Source organism: Pacificimonas flava, assembly GCF_000342165.1.
GTDB classification, from domain to species: domain Bacteria; phylum Pseudomonadota; class Alphaproteobacteria; order Sphingomonadales; family Sphingomonadaceae; genus Pacificimonas; species Pacificimonas flava.
This window is the reverse complement of record NZ_AMRV01000001.1, coordinates 441,802-459,067: the sequence shown is the minus strand read 5'-3', so window position 1 is coordinate 459,067 and position 17,266 is coordinate 441,802. Positions and strand designations below refer to the sequence as shown.

At 62.6% G+C, this 17,266-nt stretch carries 17 protein-coding genes and 1 pseudogene; 7 read left to right on the top strand and 11 right to left on the bottom strand.

The features are described from left to right. The first annotated feature begins 31 nt into the window (after positions 1-31). The 4 genes and pseudogenes from C725_RS02100 to hflX all read left to right on the top strand — a co-directional run bounded on the left by C725_RS02100 (position 32) and on the right by hflX (position 5,378). Positions 32-2,335 (top strand): sensor histidine kinase NtrY-like, encoded by a 2,304-nt coding sequence (locus C725_RS02100; RefSeq protein WP_160165705.1) that lies wholly within the window; start codon positions 32-34, stop codon positions 2,333-2,335. Then, positions 2,335-3,720 carry a nitrogen assimilation response regulator NtrX gene (gene ntrX, locus C725_RS02095; protein WP_008599863.1) on the top strand — a complete coding sequence of 462 codons (1,386 nt, stop codon included), beginning with the start codon at positions 2,335-2,337 and terminating at the stop codon, positions 3,718-3,720. Before C725_RS02100 ends, ntrX begins: the two co-directional genes overlap by 1 nt. Positions 3,721-3,816: 96 nt before the next feature. Next, a pseudogene (hfq, locus tag C725_RS02090) lies at positions 3,817-4,044 on the top strand (RNA chaperone Hfq); the annotation flags it as partial. Positions 4,045-4,133: 89 nt separating this feature from the next. Continuing rightward, positions 4,134-5,378, top strand: coding sequence for a GTPase HflX (gene hflX, locus C725_RS02085; RefSeq protein ID WP_008599861.1), 1,245 nt, complete (start codon positions 4,134-4,136; stop codon positions 5,376-5,378). On the opposite strand, the gene mazG is transcribed toward hflX, so the two are convergent. Continuing rightward, positions 5,375-6,154 carry a nucleoside triphosphate pyrophosphohydrolase gene (gene mazG / locus C725_RS02080; RefSeq protein WP_008599859.1) on the bottom strand — a complete coding sequence of 260 codons (780 nt, stop codon included), beginning with the start codon at positions 6,152-6,154 and terminating at the stop codon, positions 5,375-5,377. The genes hflX and mazG overlap by 4 nt on opposite strands. Before the next feature lie 126 nt (positions 6,155-6,280). Here mazG and C725_RS02075 point away from each other — a divergent pair, with 126 nt between their 5' ends. Next, a complete protein-coding gene (locus C725_RS02075) occupies positions 6,281-7,027 on the top strand; it encodes an alpha/beta hydrolase family protein (protein WP_149864498.1) in 747 nt (248 codons plus the stop codon). On the opposite strand, the gene C725_RS02070 is transcribed toward C725_RS02075, so the two are convergent. After that, positions 7,024-7,335 (bottom strand): DUF6356 family protein, encoded by a 312-nt coding sequence (locus C725_RS02070; RefSeq protein ID WP_008599856.1) that lies wholly within the window; start codon positions 7,333-7,335, stop codon positions 7,024-7,026. The genes C725_RS02075 and C725_RS02070 overlap by 4 nt on opposite strands. A gap of 102 nt (positions 7,336-7,437) precedes the next feature. Continuing rightward, entirely contained in the window at positions 7,438-8,778 is a 1,341-nt protein-coding gene (locus C725_RS02065) for an FAD/NAD(P)-binding protein (protein WP_008599854.1), read from the bottom strand. A 293-nt stretch (positions 8,779-9,071) separates the two neighbouring features. Between C725_RS02065 and C725_RS02060 the strand changes: the two genes are divergently transcribed. Continuing rightward, the gene (locus C725_RS02060; protein WP_008599853.1) at positions 9,072-9,647 is read left to right on the top strand and encodes a PEP-CTERM sorting domain-containing protein; all 576 of its coding nucleotides are present in this window, start codon (positions 9,072-9,074) and stop codon (positions 9,645-9,647) included. Between the two features lie 123 nt (positions 9,648-9,770). Here the strand turns inward: C725_RS02060 and C725_RS02055 are convergent, their stop codons facing one another. The 8 genes from C725_RS02055 to C725_RS02020 all read right to left on the bottom strand — a co-directional run bounded on the left by C725_RS02055 (position 9,771) and on the right by C725_RS02020 (position 16,102). After that, the gene (locus tag C725_RS02055; protein WP_149864497.1) at positions 9,771-10,118 is read right to left on the bottom strand and encodes a hypothetical protein; all 348 of its coding nucleotides are present in this window, start codon (positions 10,116-10,118) and stop codon (positions 9,771-9,773) included. A 75-nt stretch (positions 10,119-10,193) separates the two neighbouring features. Continuing rightward, positions 10,194-11,519, bottom strand: coding sequence for a transporter (locus C725_RS02050; RefSeq protein ID WP_160165704.1), 1,326 nt, complete (start codon positions 11,517-11,519; stop codon positions 10,194-10,196). A 58-nt stretch (positions 11,520-11,577) separates the two neighbouring features. Next, positions 11,578-12,327, bottom strand: coding sequence for a hypothetical protein (locus C725_RS02045; RefSeq protein WP_008599850.1), 750 nt, complete (start codon positions 12,325-12,327; stop codon positions 11,578-11,580). Next, a complete protein-coding gene (locus tag C725_RS02040; protein WP_008599849.1) occupies positions 12,327-13,055 on the bottom strand; it encodes a C39 family peptidase in 729 nt (242 codons plus the stop codon). Before C725_RS02040 ends, C725_RS02045 begins: the two co-directional genes overlap by 1 nt. Positions 13,056-13,060: 5 nt before the next feature. Next, entirely contained in the window at positions 13,061-13,399 is a 339-nt protein-coding gene (locus C725_RS02035; RefSeq protein WP_008599848.1) for a hypothetical protein, read from the bottom strand. A 69-nt stretch (positions 13,400-13,468) separates the two neighbouring features. Then, positions 13,469-14,908 carry a hypothetical protein gene (locus C725_RS16610; RefSeq protein WP_008599847.1) on the bottom strand — a complete coding sequence of 480 codons (1,440 nt, stop codon included), beginning with the start codon at positions 14,906-14,908 and terminating at the stop codon, positions 13,469-13,471. Positions 14,909-15,125: 217 nt separating this feature from the next. Beyond that, positions 15,126-15,272 carry a hypothetical protein gene (locus C725_RS16335; RefSeq protein WP_008599846.1) on the bottom strand — a complete coding sequence of 49 codons (147 nt, stop codon included), beginning with the start codon at positions 15,270-15,272 and terminating at the stop codon, positions 15,126-15,128. Beyond that, positions 15,269-16,102, bottom strand: a complete 834-nt coding sequence (locus tag C725_RS02020) for a hypothetical protein (protein WP_008599845.1) — start codon at positions 16,100-16,102, stop codon at positions 15,269-15,271. Before C725_RS02020 ends, C725_RS16335 begins: the two co-directional genes overlap by 4 nt. Before the next feature lie 278 nt (positions 16,103-16,380). Between C725_RS02020 and C725_RS16085 the strand changes: the two genes are divergently transcribed. After that, positions 16,381-17,162 (top strand): IS5 family transposase gene (locus C725_RS16085; protein ID WP_200858574.1). Its coding sequence is split into 2 segments (ribosomal slippage): positions 16,381-16,702 and positions 16,702-17,162, totalling 783 coding nucleotides; the frame shifts between segments, so codons are not numbered across the junction. Positions 17,163-17,266 lie beyond the last annotated feature (104 nt).

Here is a 17,266-nt window from a genome sequence, read left to right as displayed (position 1 = left end):
CGCGCTACGCTGTTGCCGAATGGCAACGCATATGACCCTCGACCAGGCCGCAGACAGCCCGTCTCCTGAGGGTGGGCAGGGCACGAAGTCTCGTCTGCGCCGACGGCTCAGCCGGATGACCGGCAGCATTTCCATGTATCCGTCGCTGGAAATCGGCGTCGGGGTGCTCTCCGTAATTGCAGCGGTCCTGGGCTATCTGTCTCTGACGGATCAACTGGACACCGGCGAGTTGGGACCGGTCGGGCGAACGGCCCTGCTGGTGGCGATCCTCTTGCCCTTCATGGGGCTGATCATCGTCATGGCGCGGCGGATCGCGGTCGTCTGGCTGGACCGGCGGCGCGGCCTGGCCGGCGCACGGCTTCACGTGCGGCTGCTCGGCCTGTTTGCCGTGCTGGCCGCCGGTCCTACGATCCTGACGGTCGTCTTCGCGTCCCTTCTGTTCCAGACCGGTACCGCGTTCTGGTTCTCCGACAATGCGCAGACGGTTCTGACGAATGCCGAAAGCGTGGCGCAAGCCTACGTCGAGGAGAACCGGCAGCGCATCGTCGGCGACATCTTTTCCATGGGCGGCGATCTGCACAGCTATGCCCTCGACCTCGGGACGGACAGCGAATTGTTCGACGAGGGCGTGGAATGGCAGCTCGCCGCGCGAAATCTGACCGAGGCGATCATCTTCACGCCGGTGCCCGGCGGCGCCTATCAGGTGATTGCGTCCGCCGAAACGAACGGGGCACTCGGCGAGGACATCGTGCTGGCAGAGCGGCTGTCGACCGAAGCGGTATCCCGCGCTGCGATCGGTGAAACGGCGGTGCTGACCGGCAGCGAAGACCGCGTCGAGGCCATCGTGCGCCTGGATCCGACGTCACCCTTCTTTCTTTATGCCAGCCGCACTGTCGATCCGAAGGCCGTGCAGGCGGCGGAGCAGGCGGCCGACGCGCGGTCCGAATATGCGGACCTTCTCGATCAGAGTCGTGATTTGCAGTGGCGTTTCAACGCTATGCTCGGCGGTCTTGCCATCATGGTTCTGACCGTCGCCATCCTGTCTGCGCTCTGGCTCGCGAACCGGTTGACGGCTCCGATCGCACGCATGGCATCGGCCGCCGAGCGGGTCGGTGAAGGTGATCTGAGTGCACGGGTGGAGATACGCTACACGCCGGATGAACTGGGCGTGCTTGCACGCAGCTTCAACCGTATGGCTGCGCAGCTCGAGACGCAGACCGGCGATCTGGTCGCGGCCAATGCCCGCGCGGAAACCCGCAGACGCTTTATCGAGGCGGTTCTCGAGGGCGTGTCGGCCGGCGTGCTCGCCATCGGTCGCGGCGGCACGATCGAACTGGCGTCGACCAACGCGACCGATCTGCTGAGCGCGCCAGCCGGGCGTGCGGTCGGGCAGCCGGTGGCAGCGTTCGCGCCGGAATTTTCCGATCTGATCGCGAAGGCCCGCTCGTCCGGGTTCGCGCGGGGGGAAGTCGACATTCACCGCGATACGGAGGTTCGAACGCTGCTCGTGCGTGTCGACAGCGTTCCCGGCGCCGACCAGCTCGTGATCACGTTCGACGACGTAACCCAGCAGCTTGCGGACCAGCGCCGCGCCGCATGGGCAGACGTCGCCCGCCGGATCGCGCACGAGATCAAGAATCCGCTGACGCCGATCCAGCTTTCGGCCGAGCGGCTGCAGCGCCGTTTCGGACGGGCGATGGAGGCCGGCCGCGACGCCGACATTTTCGGAGAACTCACCGGCACGATTGTCCGGCAGGTGGCCGATCTGCGGCGAATGGTCGATGAATTTTCATCCTTCGCACGCATGCCGAAGCCCGTCTTTCGCCCCGAGAACTTGCAGGAGATCGCCCGGCAGACGCTGTTCTTGCAGGAAGTCGGGCATCCCGGCATTCGCTATCGCCTTGTCGCTGATGATGACCTGCCGGCCCTCATCTGCGACCGTCGCCAGATCTCGCAGGCGCTGACAAATCTTCTGAAGAATGCAGCCGAAGCCATTCAGAGCAATGGCGAACGCCCGCCCGAGGATGCGGAGATCGCGCTGTTCCTGCGCGGCGATTCAGGGCATGTGCTTGCGGAAATCTGCGACAATGGACCGGGAATGCCTGTCGATATGCGCGAACGCGTCACCGAGCCCTATGTGACCACCCGCGAGGGCGGCACGGGTCTGGGCCTGGCCATCGTCAAGAAGATCGTGGAGGAGCATCATGGCGAACTCTCCTTTCGCGATCGGCAGGGCGGGGGAACCTGTGCAGTGATGTCATTTGCGACGGACGTCTTGCGAAGCCGTCTGCAGTCCGACGAATTCGAAACTGAACAAACAAGTGAAAAGGTCTGATGGCACTCGATATTCTCGTAATCGACGATGAAAAGGATATCCGCGACCTCGTGGCCGGCGTTCTTGAGGACGAGGGCTATACGGCGCGTACGGCGCCCAACAGCGACGAGGCGCTCGCAGCAATTGCCGAGCGGAGGCCGGCACTTGTGGTCCTCGACGTGTGGCTGCAGGGATCCAAGCTCGACGGCATCGACCTGCTCGACGAGATCAAGCAGCGGTCCCCCGATCTGCCTGTCATCATCATTTCGGGTCATGGCAATATCGAAACCGCGGTCGCAGCCATCAAGCGCGGTGCCTATGACTTCATCGAGAAGCCGTTCCAGACCGATGCGCTGCTGCTGGCGGTCCGGCGCGCGACCGAAATCGAGCGTCTGCGGCGGGAAAATCAGGAGTTGCGCCGGTTGTCCGGCACACCGGACGACCTGATCGGCGACAGCCATGTCCTGTCAAATCTGCGCGCCACCATGCGCCGCGTGGCGCAGACCGGCAGCCGGATTCTGATCGAAGGGCCGCCCGGCAGCGGAAAAGAACTCGCTGCCCGCCTGATCCACAATTGGTCGGACCGGTCGGGCGGTCCGTTCATCACCGTCTCGTCGGCGCGTCTGCACCCCGACCGGGTCGAGGAGGCGCTGTTCGGCGTGGAGGGCGGCGATGCGGCGACACGGGTCGGCATGTTCGAACAGGCGCATGGTGGGACCTTGTTCTTCGATGAGGTCGCGGACATGCCGCTGGAGGCGCAGGGCAAGATCCTGCGCGTGCTGACCGAGCAGAGCTTCCCGCGTCTGGGCGGCAACCAGCCGGTGCGCGTGGATGTCCGGGTGCTGTCCTCGACCTCCCGCGATCTGAAGCACGAGATCGAGAAGAAGCGGTTCCGCGAAGACCTGTTCTACCGGCTGGCCGTCGTCCCGATCGGCATGCCCCCGCTGGAGACGCGGCGGGAGGACATCGTGCCCTTGGCCGACTATTTCCTGCACAAGCTGGCGAGCGAGCGGGGCATTCCGACGCCCACGCTTTCGGAAGACGCAAAGGCCGCGTTGCAATCCTACGAATGGCCCGGGAATGTCCGGCAGCTTCGCAACGCGATGGAGCGCGCGGTGATCTTCGCATCCGCCGATGCCGGTGCAAAGATCAGCAGCGAAAACTTGCCGCCAGAGGTGACGGGTGGACATCCGGCGGAGGGGGCGGGAGGCAAGTCCATCATGGCATCGCCGCTGCGCGAGGCACGTGAGGCGTTCGAGCGTGAATATCTTCGTGTGCAGATCCGTCGCTTCTCCGGGAATATCAGCCGCACGGCGACATTTATCGGCATGGAGCGTTCGGCCCTGCACCGGAAGATCAAGGCGCTGCAATTGGGTGATGCCGCGACGGAACAACGCGGCGATTGAGCAGAATTTTTTGTGCAGTGCGTTGCCGCGACTTTTTAGGCTCCCCTGCGTTAGGTTTGATTGTACAGAACCCCCCACAGAGAAGGAGGACAGAAATTGGCCGATAAACCGAATAATCTTCAGGACACGTTTCTGAACGCAGTCCGCAAGGCCAAGATGCCGGTTACCATGTTCCTGGTGAACGGCGTGAAACTGCAGGGAAACATCAGCTGGTTCGATAATTTCTGCGTGCTACTGCGCCGCGATGGTCAATCGCAGCTCGTTTACAAGCATGCGATCTCCACGGTCATGCCATCCGGTCCGGTCCAACTGTTCGAGCCGGAACAGGACGACGGGGACGACTGATCGCCAGTCCGACCTTCGGGGTAGACGATGACGGAAGCGGCCGCGCCTATGGCGCGCGGGCGCTGGTTGTGCTGCCTGACCTCAGCCGCTCTGAAAACAGTCGCGATCCGGAAGCGCGTCTGGAGGAGGCCGTCGCGCTGTCCGCGGCGATTTCTCTGGACGTCGCGGACAAAGACATCGTCCGTGTGCGTGCGCCGCGCCCCGCGACGCTGTTCGGAAGCGGCCAGGTTGAGATGCTGACCGCACGGGCGGAAGCGTCTGACGCCGAGCTTATCGTGGTCGACGGCGCACTGTCGCCGCTGCAACAACGCAATCTGGAGAAGGAAACCGGGCGTAAGGTCATTGATCGCACCGGGCTGATCCTGGAAATCTTCGGCGAGCGTGCCGCAACGCATGAAGGTCGTTTGCAGGTCGAACTCGCGCACCTGGAGTATCAGGCCAGTCGGCTGGTTCGGTCCTGGACCCATCTGGAACGGCAGCGTGGTGGTTTCGGCTTTCTTGGTGGTCCCGGTGAAACGCAGATCGAAACCGACCGGCGACTGATCCGCGACCGCATGGCGAAGATTCGCCGAGAGCTTGAACAGGTGACCCGGACCCGCACCCTGCATCGGGAAAGGCGGCAGAAGGCGCCGTATCCGATCGTCGCGCTGGTCGGCTATACGAACGCCGGTAAATCCACGCTTTTCAATCGCCTGACAGGCGCGACCGTCATGGCGAAAGATCTGCTGTTCGCCACGCTGGATCCGACGATGCGGTCCATTTCGATCCCCGGGTTCGACAAGGTCATCATGTCGGACACAGTCGGCTTCGTATCCGATCTGCCAACGCAACTGGTCGCGGCATTCCGCGCGACGCTGGAGGAAGTGCTGGAAGCCGACCTCATCGTGCACGTGCGCGATGTGGCCCATCCCGATACGGACGCGCAGGCTGCCGATGTGATGCGGACATTGGCGGACCTGGGCGTCGAGCCGGGGGGCGACGTGCCGATTCTGGACGTGCTCAACAAGATCGATCTGCTTCCCCCGGATCGCCGCGATGCGCTGGCGGGACGCCCCGACACCGTTGCAGTATCCGCCCTGACGGGGGAGGGGGTGGAACACTTCCTAAACGTTCTGTCGGCGCGCCTGAGCCCGGACGAGACGGTTTACACGTTCGATATTTCCGCCGGAGACGGTGCGCGGCTGGCATGGCTGGAACGGCACGGGCGGGTTCTTGGTCGCCGGATGGAGAACGATCATGTCCATGTCGAAGTCGCCCTGTCCGCACTCGACCATGGCCGTTTTCTCTCACTGCGACCGGGCGGCGATGGCTAACGCTCACGCTTCGCCTGTTGCCAGAGTGTCTCGAGTTCGGAGAGGGTAAGATCTTCAAGTGGAATGTCCGCCTTGGCTTCCACCCCTTTGAATCGTCTTGAGAACTTGTCGTTCGCTGCCCGCAAGGCTGCTTCCGCGTCGATGTTCAGATGCCGCAAATAGTTGACCACGGAAAACAACAGGTCGCCGGCCTCCTCCGCACGAGCATCCTCATCGCTGGCCGTCTCGAGTTCGGACAGTTCTTCGAAGATCTTGTCTCGAGCTCCGCTTGCATTCGGCCAGTCGAAGCCGACGCGGGCGGCGCGCCTCTGCAATTTTTGCGCGCGCATGAGCGCGGGCAGCGCGAGCGCGATCCCATCCAGGGTCCCGGCGGCAGTGCCGCGCTCTCGCGCCTTGATCCGTTCCCAGTTCTCCGTCTGCGCGTCTGCGTCCGCAATGCTGTCGGATCCAAAGACGTGGGGATGCCGCGCGATCATCTTATCGGCGATCTGTCCGATCACATCGGCGAGGTCGAAGGCGCCCTGCTCCTCCGCCATCCGTGCATGATACACCGTTTGCAGGAGAAGATCGCCGAGTTCCCCGCGCAGCTCCTCCATGTTGCCGCGCGAGATCGCGTCCGCAACCTCATAGGCCTCCTCGATCGTGTAGGGAGCGATCGACGCGAAGTCCTGCTCCAAATCCCAGGGGCAGCCGCCGTCCGGATTCCGTAGCGCCGCCATGACGTCGCTGAGCCGCACGATCTGGCGCCGCAGTTCCTCGTTGCGCTCGCTGGTCATTCTATAGTCCCTGTGGTTCATAAGTCTGGCGGAAGCCGTGCTTGCCAAAAGGCGGCGGTCCGCTCAATCCGCGGGACGGACCGCGGCAAGGCCGTTAGGGTGGAACTCCGACGCGGAAAGGGCATCATGTTCGAAGCGGCTGGCCTGCTTGCCTCGGAAGTCGGCATTCTCATCCGGAACCTGATCCAGCCAAGGCGGGCGAACGGACGGAACCCGAAGCGTTCGGCGGAGCTACCGAAACCGGCGGCTGGAACGCCAGTCCTGCTGATCCCCGGTCTTATGGCAGACGATGCGTCGATGCGGCCGCTGCGCGCCGAACTCAGGCTGCGCGGGCACCGTGCGTATAAGTGGAAGCTGGGGCGAAATCGCGGCGCCGATATGCCGACGATGCAGTCTCTTTCCAGGCGCATAAGGAAGATATTCCGGCGCACGGGAGAGCCTGTCGTGCTGGTCGGCTGGAGCCTGGGCGGACTGATGGCCCGAGAACTTGCAAAGCGCGACCCGCGGCACATTGCCGGCGTTATAACCCTGGGCAGTCCGTTCTCCGGAAATCCGGACCTGCTGCCGGTCGCGCGCTATTATCGCTGGGTGACGCGCCGCGTCGCTGATGCCGATACGCTTGCAGCGCTGCGCATGAAGCCGCCCGTTCCGACGCTCGCCATCTGGTCGGCCAGAGACGTTATCGTTCCGCAACATACGGCGATGGGCGAGGCGGCAGAGGTCGATGCCAGCGTTGAAGCGCGCTGCCTGCACATGCAATATCCTGCCGACCCGGAAATAGCCTTGCTGGTCAATCGGGCCGTCAGGGCCATTCTGTCGGGCGAACTGGCCGCTGAGGGAGAGCGTCCCAGCGACGGACCGCCCCTGCGCTAAATGTGATATTCGATGCCATGATCAGAACCGTCGCGGCGAATGGGTTGGCGGCGCCTCATGTCCTCGTGCATCCGCGTGACGGTGCGGCTGGCCGTGCTGACGCAAAATGCCGGGATTACGGCGTGAACGATACAGGCCGTGCCGGCGCCAATCAGCTTTAGCCCGAACCGCCCGGCGTTGCTGGCATGTTCGGCGTAGCTCTCACCAACCATTGCGGGGTGTTCCGCGAACAGACGGTGCAGCAATCCGGGCCGCTCTCTCGCCGTCGGGTTTGTCGATGCGCGGTTCGAAACGGCGCCGTTCGCCATATGATGCTCCTCGCTGTGCGGGCGCCCCGTTGCCGGGACCCTTCTGGCTTTAGGATGGATCCATACCATAGAATTGCGTCTCTGCACGCCGTTCGGGGAGGGTCAGAGACCTTCACCGCCCACCCAATGTGCGTTCGATAGCCGGCGGGCCACCCGCCATGTCTGGACCCGGATGTCGGGAACGGCGACAATTTCCCAGAAGGCACCACGGGTCATCGGTCCAATGGCAAGAAGATGGTCCGATGTTCGACCGCCGGCCGACACGACGCGGCTTTGAGCGTCCACATCGATCCCCAGCCTGGCGCGGTCGGGACGCAGAACACCGCGCTCCGCCAAAGTGCGCAGCAGCGGTTCGTCGGTACGCCGAAGATCGCCCTGCGGACCTGTGCAGTTGATAATGCGCGAAAAGCTCGTTTCGCGAAGCTCTGCATCTCCACGCGGGCGGAAGCTAACGGCGATGCCGCCGTCCGGCGAGGGCGTGGCGGAGGCCAGCTTTCCGGCAATGATTGCCAAATGACCGGTGCGAAGCTCTTCATCCAGCGCCTCGGCAATTTCCGGCGCAATTCGATGGCGATGAATGTCCCACCAAGGCCGCAAATGGCGTACGAAACGGCGGCGGCCTGCCTCGCTCGCTGCCCGCCACAGAGATTGCGTGAACGGCCGCAGCTCATCCACGGCATTGCGCCATCCGACCTGATCCGCACGGGCACGGACCGCGCGCACCAGGCGCGAGGCGGTAGCGGGCGGGCGAACGCCAATGGGCTCGAAATCCGGCTGCGCGGCATGCCGCTTCGGCGCAAGGCCGCGACGCGACATGGCGGTGATGCGGCCGCGAAAACCGTGACGACGCAGCTTCAGGACCATGTCGACCATGGTCAGCCCCGTCCCGAGAATCAGGACATGATCCTCCGGCCCCAGTTTCTCGGCCGGATCGCCATGCCAGGGATCGCCGAGATACAGATGGGCTGGCAGGGCGTCGGGGTCGATACCGGGCGGGGTGTGCGGCGGCAGATTGCCGACGGCAAGAACCGCGGCGTCTGCCTCCAGCGCGGCGCCGGATTCCAGCTCCACGCTGATGGTTTCGCCGGTTAGCGACAGGTCCGTGGCGGCGTCATGAACGATTCTGAGCCGATTCGGCTGGGCCGCGCAAGCGGCGCGCAACAGGCTGCGAAGATATTGCCCATAGACCATCCGCTGGACGAAGGCAGCGGGGTCGGCATCATGACCGTTGTCTGCAAGCCAGGCGACGAAATGATCCGGTCGGTCCGGAAACGCGCTCATGTTCGCCGCGCGCACGTTCAGGACATGTGCCGCGTCCGCATCGCCATAGGCGACGCCTTCACCGGCCTGGGCACGGCGTTCGATCAGCGTGGCGACCGGCCCGTCGTGCCGCAACAGGTTGATCGCCTGCAGCGTTCCGGCAAATCCCCCACCAATAATCACGACGTGCTCTATCAAGACGGCGTTCCTGAAGCGGCAAGGCTCAAGGCCTGCGTCCCTGGCGCGATAAATGACAGAATCTCGAACTCCTTTGCGGTGGCCGGATAGCTCTTGCAGGGACGCCGAACAAGGGCGGGCAGCCTCTCGGAGGTCGATCGACCTCAGTTGCGCAGACCCCCAATGGCAAGCCTGCGGCCGGGTCAGCATTGTCGTTAAAGTTTCTTTAACTCTTCACGCACCCGGAACGAATTACGATTTAACGGTGGCGCCCCATCCGTTCAGAACAGGAGAACGCCATGAAGTCTCTTACACGTATCGCCGGCAGGGCCGCCATCGCGGCCGCACTGCCGTTCGCCGCAGCGGCTGCGTCCGCAACGACGATCGATTTCAACGATTTGTCCAGTGGCACGAACTATGGCACGTTGAATTATGAAAATACCACGATCAGCTCATCCACGGGGGTGATCACGGCGATCGTATCCCAGGGTGATGCGCGTATCTGCGCGAACGACAATCCGTGGGGCTGCATTGGCGAATTGACGGTCAGCTTCGACAACGCGGTCGAGAACCTGACGTTCGATATTGGCGGGGTGAACAATCCCGGCCTCGTCGCCGTCGCGGAGGTTTCGCTGGCAAACGGCATGACGCAGTTCGTCGATCTGTTCGGCACGAGCATCAACGGCAATCTTCAGGATCTGTCGTCCCTGGGCGCCATCAGCAACCTCATCCTGAGGCATGACGATACGCTGGGTGTGAGCTACGACAATTTCAGCTTCAATGTGGCCGACGTCCCGGAACCAAGCGCAGTCTTGTCGATGCTGCTCGGCCTGGGGCTGGTAGGTACGGCAATCCACCGCCGCCGCCGCGCCTGAGATGACTGCTTTGTGGGGCGACCATTTGGGGCGTCCCACAAACATATTCCGAATTGTGGTTCTCAGCAGTGCGTCGGCGGGCGTCGCGATGACCCTGAAAAGTTCGCGATCGGCAGCGGCCCCTCAGATCTGAGGTACGCCGCTGGCCGCCACAGCCTGCGCGATCAGCAGCGTTGCAACATCGAAGTTCCAGGTGTCGAACTGTTCGGGCATGGTGAGGCCGGAAGAGACGTAGGGGGAGGGAGGTGCAAGCCAGCTGGTACTGACAAAGGCGGGCATCTCCGCAGCCGCTGGCAGCCATGGTTCCGTCTCTGGCGTCGTTCTGGCGAGCTGACCCTCACTCAGCCGATCCGCCGAAAGAAACCCAATTGCGGTCTCGGTAGGTGCCATGGATATATCGGCAGAAAGGTCAAACGCCGCTGCCGGCACGCCGCTCATGATCGCAGCGCCAAATAGAAGAGTTCGTAACATCGGGGCCTCCTGTCGGTCGTGACCGTGACCCGCTCTGTTTACCAACCCGGCCGACCGGTGTTCGTTCCGCTCCCGCTACTGCCCCGTGAGCAGGACGAAGGGAATCCGCAAAACGGTGCGCAGATCGGTGGCATCGTCGGTGGCACCCAATTCTACCGACCAGTTCAGACTCGTTCTGTTGCTGGTCCGGTAGGTAACCCCAAAGAGAAGACGTCCGAGTTGAAGGTCGCGTGAGGTGGAGGTGCGTTCCTCGCTCCACGTCCCGCTGTCTTGCAGAAGGCGCGTCGTGGTATCCGTGCCGAAGGCCCAGGTATGAGCGTAGCCGAGATTCAGCGAGGTACGCTGGTTCAGCGAAAAGCCGATGCCGGCGCTGAACGCGATGGAATCCCCGGGATCGACCCTGGTGACCATGACGGGCGGGATCTCGGTCATCACATCGTCCGCGAAATTGGCTGTATAGCCTATCGTGCCGAACAGAACGGCAGGATCGGTCGGCAATATCGCCGTCAGGCTGGGCGATACGCCCCAAAAGCCGGAGCCCGTGGCGGCCTCCTGCGCTTGGCCCAGACTATCGCGTTCGACCGCGAAGGGGCCTTCCCCGGTCGGTGCGACGACTTGCAGATTCCCGATGAGGAACGGCCAACCCTGTTTCGCGTCGAGAAGCTGATACCGGGCGGAGAGTTCCAGGTCGCCGAGGCCGAAGCCATCCGCACTATTGTCGATGGTACGGGCCGGATCGTCGTTGGTGCTGCCCTGGATCGGTGCGAGGATAGAGGTGTCCCAGCGCGATACCACGGGAATGCGTACGCCGAGTTCCAGGTCGTCGGTCAGCCCATAGCGCAGCATCGCAGCGCCGGTCAGGACGTCCTGCCGGTTCTCGTTTATGTCGAACACACCAACGAGGACGGACTCGATGACCTCGATACCGCGGAAAATGGCGCGGTTCCGGTCGGCACGCGCGTAGCTCAGTTGCACTTCGGAGGTCAGCTGGCCAGCGCGCGTGATCACGCTGCCCTGATCCCCCAGGACTGCGACCTCGGGTGCGCGATCGAAGTCTTCCGGTGCCACGCCGACGGTCTCCGCTGGAGGCGCCACCCCCGGGATCGTGGGCACCGACGGCGGGATTGCCGGCCCCGTATCCGCTCGCGCTTCGACCTGACGCTGCGCTGGAGAACGGTCGTTGACCGTCAGACGTCGTTCCAGATCGGCGAGACGGTCCTGCTGGAGTTGGAGGGCCCGCATCTGGCGCTCGAGTTCGGCGCGCTGGCGTGCAACCTCTGCTCGCAGATCCTCCATTTCTGCAGGGCCGTTCGCACCCGGTGGGCTTGCAGGATCGTCGCCCGATCGGGATGTCGGTTGTTCGGGCGATTGGGCGGCGACTGCCGCGGGAAGCAGAGCCACGCACAATGCGGCCGTCCGCAAGAACAAACTGACCATGAAATCCCCTTGTAATTCTTTGTTATTCTATGGCCATTCGTGCCGCTTCCACGGCGACATTCTCTACAGTAAGCATGCCGGATCCGATCAGGTCCGGCGATACGTTCGTAAGGTTCAGGTCTATGACGGACACGGTATCGATGGTTCGGTCGTTTGCGCTGTTGGCGATCGTCGTGCCGATCGTTTGACCGACCAGATGGCTGATCTCCGTTCCCACATTTTGAAGTCCGATGCGGGACCCGCCCGGGATGGCATCCAGCGTAAGCGTGCCGCTGGGCGTGGTCGCACTCTCGCCGGGCTGGAGCGATACGGCTGTCAATCCTTCATCGGAAGGTGGCGCGCCACCTCTGGTCACGTTCACCTGGACTCCCGTCGGTCCGGACAGACCCGGCTGGAACAGCGCGATTCCTCCCGCGCGGTCGATGACAACGGAGCCATCACCGCCGGGGGCAGCGGCGGGTCCGCGTCCGCCCTGGGCGTCTTGTCCGGTTGTGCCCGGTACCGTCTGCCCAGGTGAGGGGGTCAAGATACTGAGTTTCGGCGCGCCCTGATCGACCACGTACGAGGTGCGCAGGACGAGGGCGCCGTCGATGCTGGTATCCTGCCGTACGGCCAGTGCGATTTCGAGCCCGCTGGGCAAGATGAGGCCGCCGCGCATTTCGGCGAGATCCTCATCCGGAACGATCCTGACCGGCGCGGACATGATCTGACCGGCGGCGGGATAAGCGACGAGAAGACCCGCGAGAAGCGCAAGAGGCGCGGCCCTCCCCATCAAAAGTCTCGGTAGAACGGCGCCGTCAGCATGAGCGCCTGCTGGCTGAGCGGGTCGAGAAAGGGTGAACCGACGGGTGCGGCGGCCAGGTGCATCCACTGGCGATCCCCATTGAAGTGCGCTTGGCCCGTGGCGCTGTTCGTGTTCAGCACGAAGTAGACACCGTTCCACACCTCCTTGAACTCTTCGGGGGACATGGTGCGCAGTCCAAGCGATGGGTCTCCCAACAAGACCTCGTTGCTGCGAACGCCCTTGACGACCACGAAATGACGATAGCCCTCCGGTGCGATAAGGGCGATGCCGGGGACGCCCGCGGAAACGATCTGATCGACGCTGACCTCGTACCCGTCCGCGCGCAGGCCGAGCCCCTCCAGATAACGCTTCATGTCGAGCAGCGAGAAGCCAAGCCTCCGGATCTGCTGGCGATCGCCCTCCTGCCACATGCCCTGGAAGACGGTCTGTTCGCTTTGCGGCAAATCATAATGGTAGCGGAGCAAGGTCGCGAGCGCGGCCGAGCCGCAACTGAAATCGAAGCGCTGGCGAACAACGGTTTCGAAGCGCTTCTCGATCAGACTTTTCGGGGCATAATTGATCTGGCCGCCGGGCAAGGCATCCGAGAAATAGGGCGAGCTTGCCGTAATGTCTGCCGCGCAGGCGGTCAGCAGCGCCGAACCCCCGAGCAGGACGGCGCAACCCGCCGACAGATCGACAAACCGGGCGCGGCGCATTGCTGTCAAAGGCCCGGCGTCATGGCGATGTTGACCTGCATCGAAGCATTGATGGCGACATTGTTGCCCGTATTGGCGTTCAGCACGGACAGGCCGCTCATGTTCTGAAAGGCCTGGTTGTCGATCGCGATCGTACCGGTGGCGGAATCGCCGTTGATGCTGTTGTTCGCTACGCCGGATCGCTGATCGGCCATGCTGGCCTGATTGACGTCCTCACGCGCAGTTTCCTTGGCGAGGCGGCCCTCCTCAATGGGTGTGGTGCCGAAGGGGTTTTGCGCCTGCGCGCCCCCGGCGCCCATTGCGGCGATTGTAACGCAGACGAAGAATGCGTGCGAACGTGTCATGTCGCTATCCTATCCGGCGGGATCGTCGGCGGCCCGAACGGACGGTGTCCGCCGGGCCGCCGATCGTCGTCAGTTGAGGTTGATGTCGCCGGCGGAGACCGCGACGCTGACATTGGCGTTCTGCGATGCGCCGACGCCCGTGTTCTGGTTCAGCGCCTGCATGCCGGCGAAGTTCTGGAAGGCGCTGTCGCCATTCGACAGGCTGTTGTTGAGGCCGGCCGTGCCGTCCTCTCCATCTTCACCGCCGCTGCCGAACGTGACGGAGACGCCGGTGACGTAGCTTGCCAGCGTGGAGGAAGCGACGACTGCCGTATCCCCGAACATGTTGCTGGTTTCCGCCGTACCGGTCGACATATCCGTGTTGTAGCTATCGGCGTAGCGAACCGACTGGTCGGTGCGATTGGAATGATCCGAATTGTCCGAGTTGTCCGAGTTGTCGGAGTTGTCGGAACTGTCGTTTCCGCTATCGGACACCGCGACATCGTAGTGTGACGAATTGTCGGAATTGTCGGAGTTGTCCGAGTTATCCGAATTGTCCATGCGGTTGTCTTGGGCATTTGCGCCGTTGTTGGCGGCGACATGCCCAGCCGATGCATAGCTGTTGTCGCTATTGTCGGTGGTGGAGTTATCGGAATTGTCCGAATTATCGGAGTTGTCCGAGTTGTCGGAATTGTCGGAATTGTCGTTGAAGCTGTCGGCCAGCGCGACGTCGACGGAATTGTCCTGGCGGTTGTCGTTGGCTTCGCTGCCGTTGTTCGCTGCCATGGTTCCGGCGCTCGCAGCGCTGTCGGTGCTGTTGTCGGTCGTCGACTGGTCGCGGCTGTCAGAAGCATAGCTGCCGTTGTTGGCGGCGACCTGCGCACCCGATGCCGAGCTGTTGTCGGAGTGATCCGAATTGTCGGAATTGTCCGAATTGTCGTTCAGGCTGTCGCTGACGGCGACATCATAGCTGCTGCTATTGTCCGAGTTGTCGCTGTTATCGGAATTGTCGTTTCCGCTGTCGCTAACCGCCACGTCATAGTTGCTGCTATTGTCCGAATTGTCGCTGTTATCGGAATTGTCGGAGTTGTTCGAATTGTCGTTTCCGCTGTCGCTGACGGCGACGTCATAGTTGCTGGAATTATCGGACCGGTCCGAATTGTCGGACGAGTCACGATTGTCCATCGCGGTCCCTCCATTGTTCGCAGCGACCTGCGCACCCGAGGCAGCGCTATTGTCGCTGCTGTCCGATTGTGAATTGTCATTGCCGCTATCGCTGACGGCAACGTCATAGTTACTGGAGCTGTCGGAATTGTCCGAATTGTCGGAATTGTCGGTATGCGTGGAATTGTCGTTGCCGCTGTCCGCCGTGGAATGGTCCGAACTGTCCGTATTGGTGATGTCGCCCGTGTCGCCGGCATAGGCGTCTGAGCCGGCCAGCGCGATTTCGCTGTTCTCGACCTGTGCAACAGCAGGCGCGGAAAGGGTCAGCGCTGCCGCCGACGCCGTTAGGAAAAGGGTCCGATTCATGATGTGCATCCTCCATTCGCATGTCTTTGCAGTTGGACGGGATGCAGGCGGGCATGCCTCAATCCCTTCCGGCAACGCAGGGCGAACCGTGCCAAACGTCAGACAGTATGGTTAACGGAAGATCAGGAAGTCTCGACCCTCGTCAGGGGAAGGCTTGTTTCCCACATGCGTGAGATCGTGTGCGCAAGCGGGTGGATCGGGGACCCCAAACGGGGGGTCAGCCAACGAACTGCAGGTTCAGATCCGCATCAACACGCAACGTGTAGCTCATGATAAGCTGGATCAGTTCGCTTTGACGATGTGTGTCGGTCTTCAGGAAGATCGTCTTCAGGTATCCCCGCGCGGTTTCCTTCTTTACACTCATCGCCGCGGATGCATCGCCCATCGAGGATCCAGCGACCAGCAGGGCGGCCAGACGCGTTTCGACCGCCGACAGACCATAAGCGTCGCAGATCGGTTTGATGAGGCGGTTGACGTCACTATAGGGTTGCAGCGCCACGATAAGGGCGGCCGGATCGGTGCGCTGCCGGGGGGCGGCTTTACCGGTTTTATGACGCACAGGATCTTGCACGCATCGGGGCTCGGCAGCATGAGAACCGGACAGCTTTGATCGGCCGCGGCATTTGCTTGCTGCGCAAGAGCGATGACGTGCGACAGCATCTCCGACAGGCGCAGCGCGTCCGACAGTCGCACCGCCGTCGGTTTGCCGTTCGCAAGCATCAGGCTCTGTCCTCGCGTCAGGAGCGCGCGCGCGGCCTTGTTACCGAAAAGGAGGTTCCTGTCGCAGTCGACAAGCATGTAGGCATTGGCAGAGAAATCGAGCGCATTCTCAAAGCTTTGACGATGATTATCCCGCTCTGCCGAGCGCTGCCAGAGGCGCACGAGAGGCAACCAGTGCTGCTGCACCAGCGTCGCGGCGTCGTGGAGAGCCGGGTCAAGGCCTGTTGCGGCTTTCGGTTCGATAACGATCAGGAGATTGAAGATCTCTCCGTCGTCTCCAAGCAGGGGGATATCGAGCATCGGCCCCGTGTCGCTGCGCGTCCATTGCGGCGCCAGATCGGCCGCGCGCCGGCCGGCTGGGCTCGCCAACCCTCCGACCTCTTGCAGCCGATCAATGAAGGCAGGCGAGGAGCCGGTAGAAATTTCCGCCAGGACAGATGCGGTGCCGGCCTTCGCGTTGCGTTGAAGGAGCATTGCCGCCGTCCCATTGCACGACCGCATCGCACTGCGCAGCGGAGCAAGGAACACGTCGTGCTCCTGCGGTGCCAGTCTAGGCAGAGGTTGGTCAAATTCATGCGCAACTGGATTCTTGCTTGCCATACGCAAAAAATTCGCCGCACTATTGCGGCACCTCCCTTTTATTGCATCCCTGAACCCGTATCCGATATCACGCAAGGCGCTAGGCCGCGTTGACAAAAGGGATTCCCAAACCGGACCCCGTCTGATTCAAGACTGCTTTTTGCGGAGCAGGTATGGATCGGGGGGACTTGTCGGATGCGGAATGGGAAGTGATCGGACCGCTACTTCCGCCCGAGCGTGGCCGATGGGCGCGACCGGCGGGCGATAACCGGCGCTTCTTGAACGGCATGCTCTACGTGCTGCGGGTTGGTTGCCCCTGGCGCGACATGCACGAGCGCTACGGCAAGTGGAACTCGGTCTACGTCCGCTTCCGCCGCTGGGCCGAGCAGGGTGTCTGGGACGCGATGCTGCAAACGCTGGTCGATCTGGGCCTGACCGAGGACTGGCAGCACATGATCGATAGCACCAGCGTTCGCGGCCACGTCTCGGCAGCGGGCGGAAAAGGGGGGCTCGTGCGAACGCTCTTGGTCGATCACGCGGCGGTTTTACGAGCAAGATCCACGCCCGATCGGACAATCAGGGACGCCCTCTCGGCTTCATCCTGACCGGCGGTGAAGCGTCAGATTATACCGCTGCCGAGCCGCTGATGGCGATCCCGACCGCCACACCCCGAGGATTGCTGGCGGACAAGGGATACGATGGCGACCGCTTCCGCGAGAGCCTGCTGATGCGCGGCATCCTGCCGATCATCCCGCCCCGCTCGAACCGCAAGGTGCCAGAGCACCCCGACTATCGCCGCTATCGAGACCGCAACCGCATCGAGCGCATGTTCGGCAAGCTGAAGCAACAGCGTCGTATCGCCACCCGCTACGACAAGACCATCCTGTCCTTCGAGAGCTTCCTCAACCTCGCCGCCTCCAGACTATGGCTGAAATCTTATGTCAACGCGACCTAAATTGGTTCCGGTTCAATGGAATATTTACGTTCGAAAGCAGCGACGGATGCAGTGATCAGTAGGTTTTATAATCTTGTTCTCTGGACGTCGGAAATCGCATGGCC

Coding starts and splice junctions, on each gene's coding strand:
- C725_RS02100 (WP_160165705.1), top strand. CDS start 32: ATGACCCTCGACCAGGCCGCAGACAGCCCGTCTCCTGAGGGTGGGCAG.
- C725_RS02075 (WP_149864498.1), top strand. CDS start 6,281: ATGTTCGAAGCGGCTGGCCTGCTTGCCTCGGAAGTCGGCATTCTCATC.
- C725_RS02060 (WP_008599853.1), top strand. CDS start 9,072: ATGAAGTCTCTTACACGTATCGCCGGCAGGGCCGCCATCGCGGCCGCA.
- C725_RS02020 (WP_008599845.1), bottom strand. CDS start 16,102: ATGCTCCTTCAACGCAACGCGAAGGCCGGCACCGCATCTGTCCTGGCG.
- C725_RS02045 (WP_008599850.1), bottom strand. CDS start 12,327: ATGGGGAGGGCCGCGCCTCTTGCGCTTCTCGCGGGTCTTCTCGTCGCT.
- mazG (WP_008599859.1), bottom strand. CDS start 6,154: ATGACCAGCGAGCGCAACGAGGAACTGCGGCGCCAGATCGTGCGGCTC.
- C725_RS02055 (WP_149864497.1), bottom strand. CDS start 10,118: ATGTTACGAACTCTTCTATTTGGCGCTGCGATCATGAGCGGCGTGCCG.
- C725_RS02070 (WP_008599856.1), bottom strand. CDS start 7,335: ATGGCGAACGGCGCCGTTTCGAACCGCGCATCGACAAACCCGACGGCG.
- C725_RS02040 (WP_008599849.1), bottom strand. CDS start 13,055: ATGCGCCGCGCCCGGTTTGTCGATCTGTCGGCGGGTTGCGCCGTCCTG.
- C725_RS16335 (WP_008599846.1), bottom strand. CDS start 15,272: ATGAGTGTAAAGAAGGAAACCGCGCGGGGATACCTGAAGACGATCTTC.
- C725_RS02035 (WP_008599848.1), bottom strand. CDS start 13,399: ATGACACGTTCGCACGCATTCTTCGTCTGCGTTACAATCGCCGCAATG.
- ntrX (WP_008599863.1), top strand. CDS start 2,335: ATGGCACTCGATATTCTCGTAATCGACGATGAAAAGGATATCCGCGAC.
- C725_RS16610 (WP_008599847.1), bottom strand. CDS start 14,908: ATGAATCGGACCCTTTTCCTAACGGCGTCGGCGGCAGCGCTGACCCTT.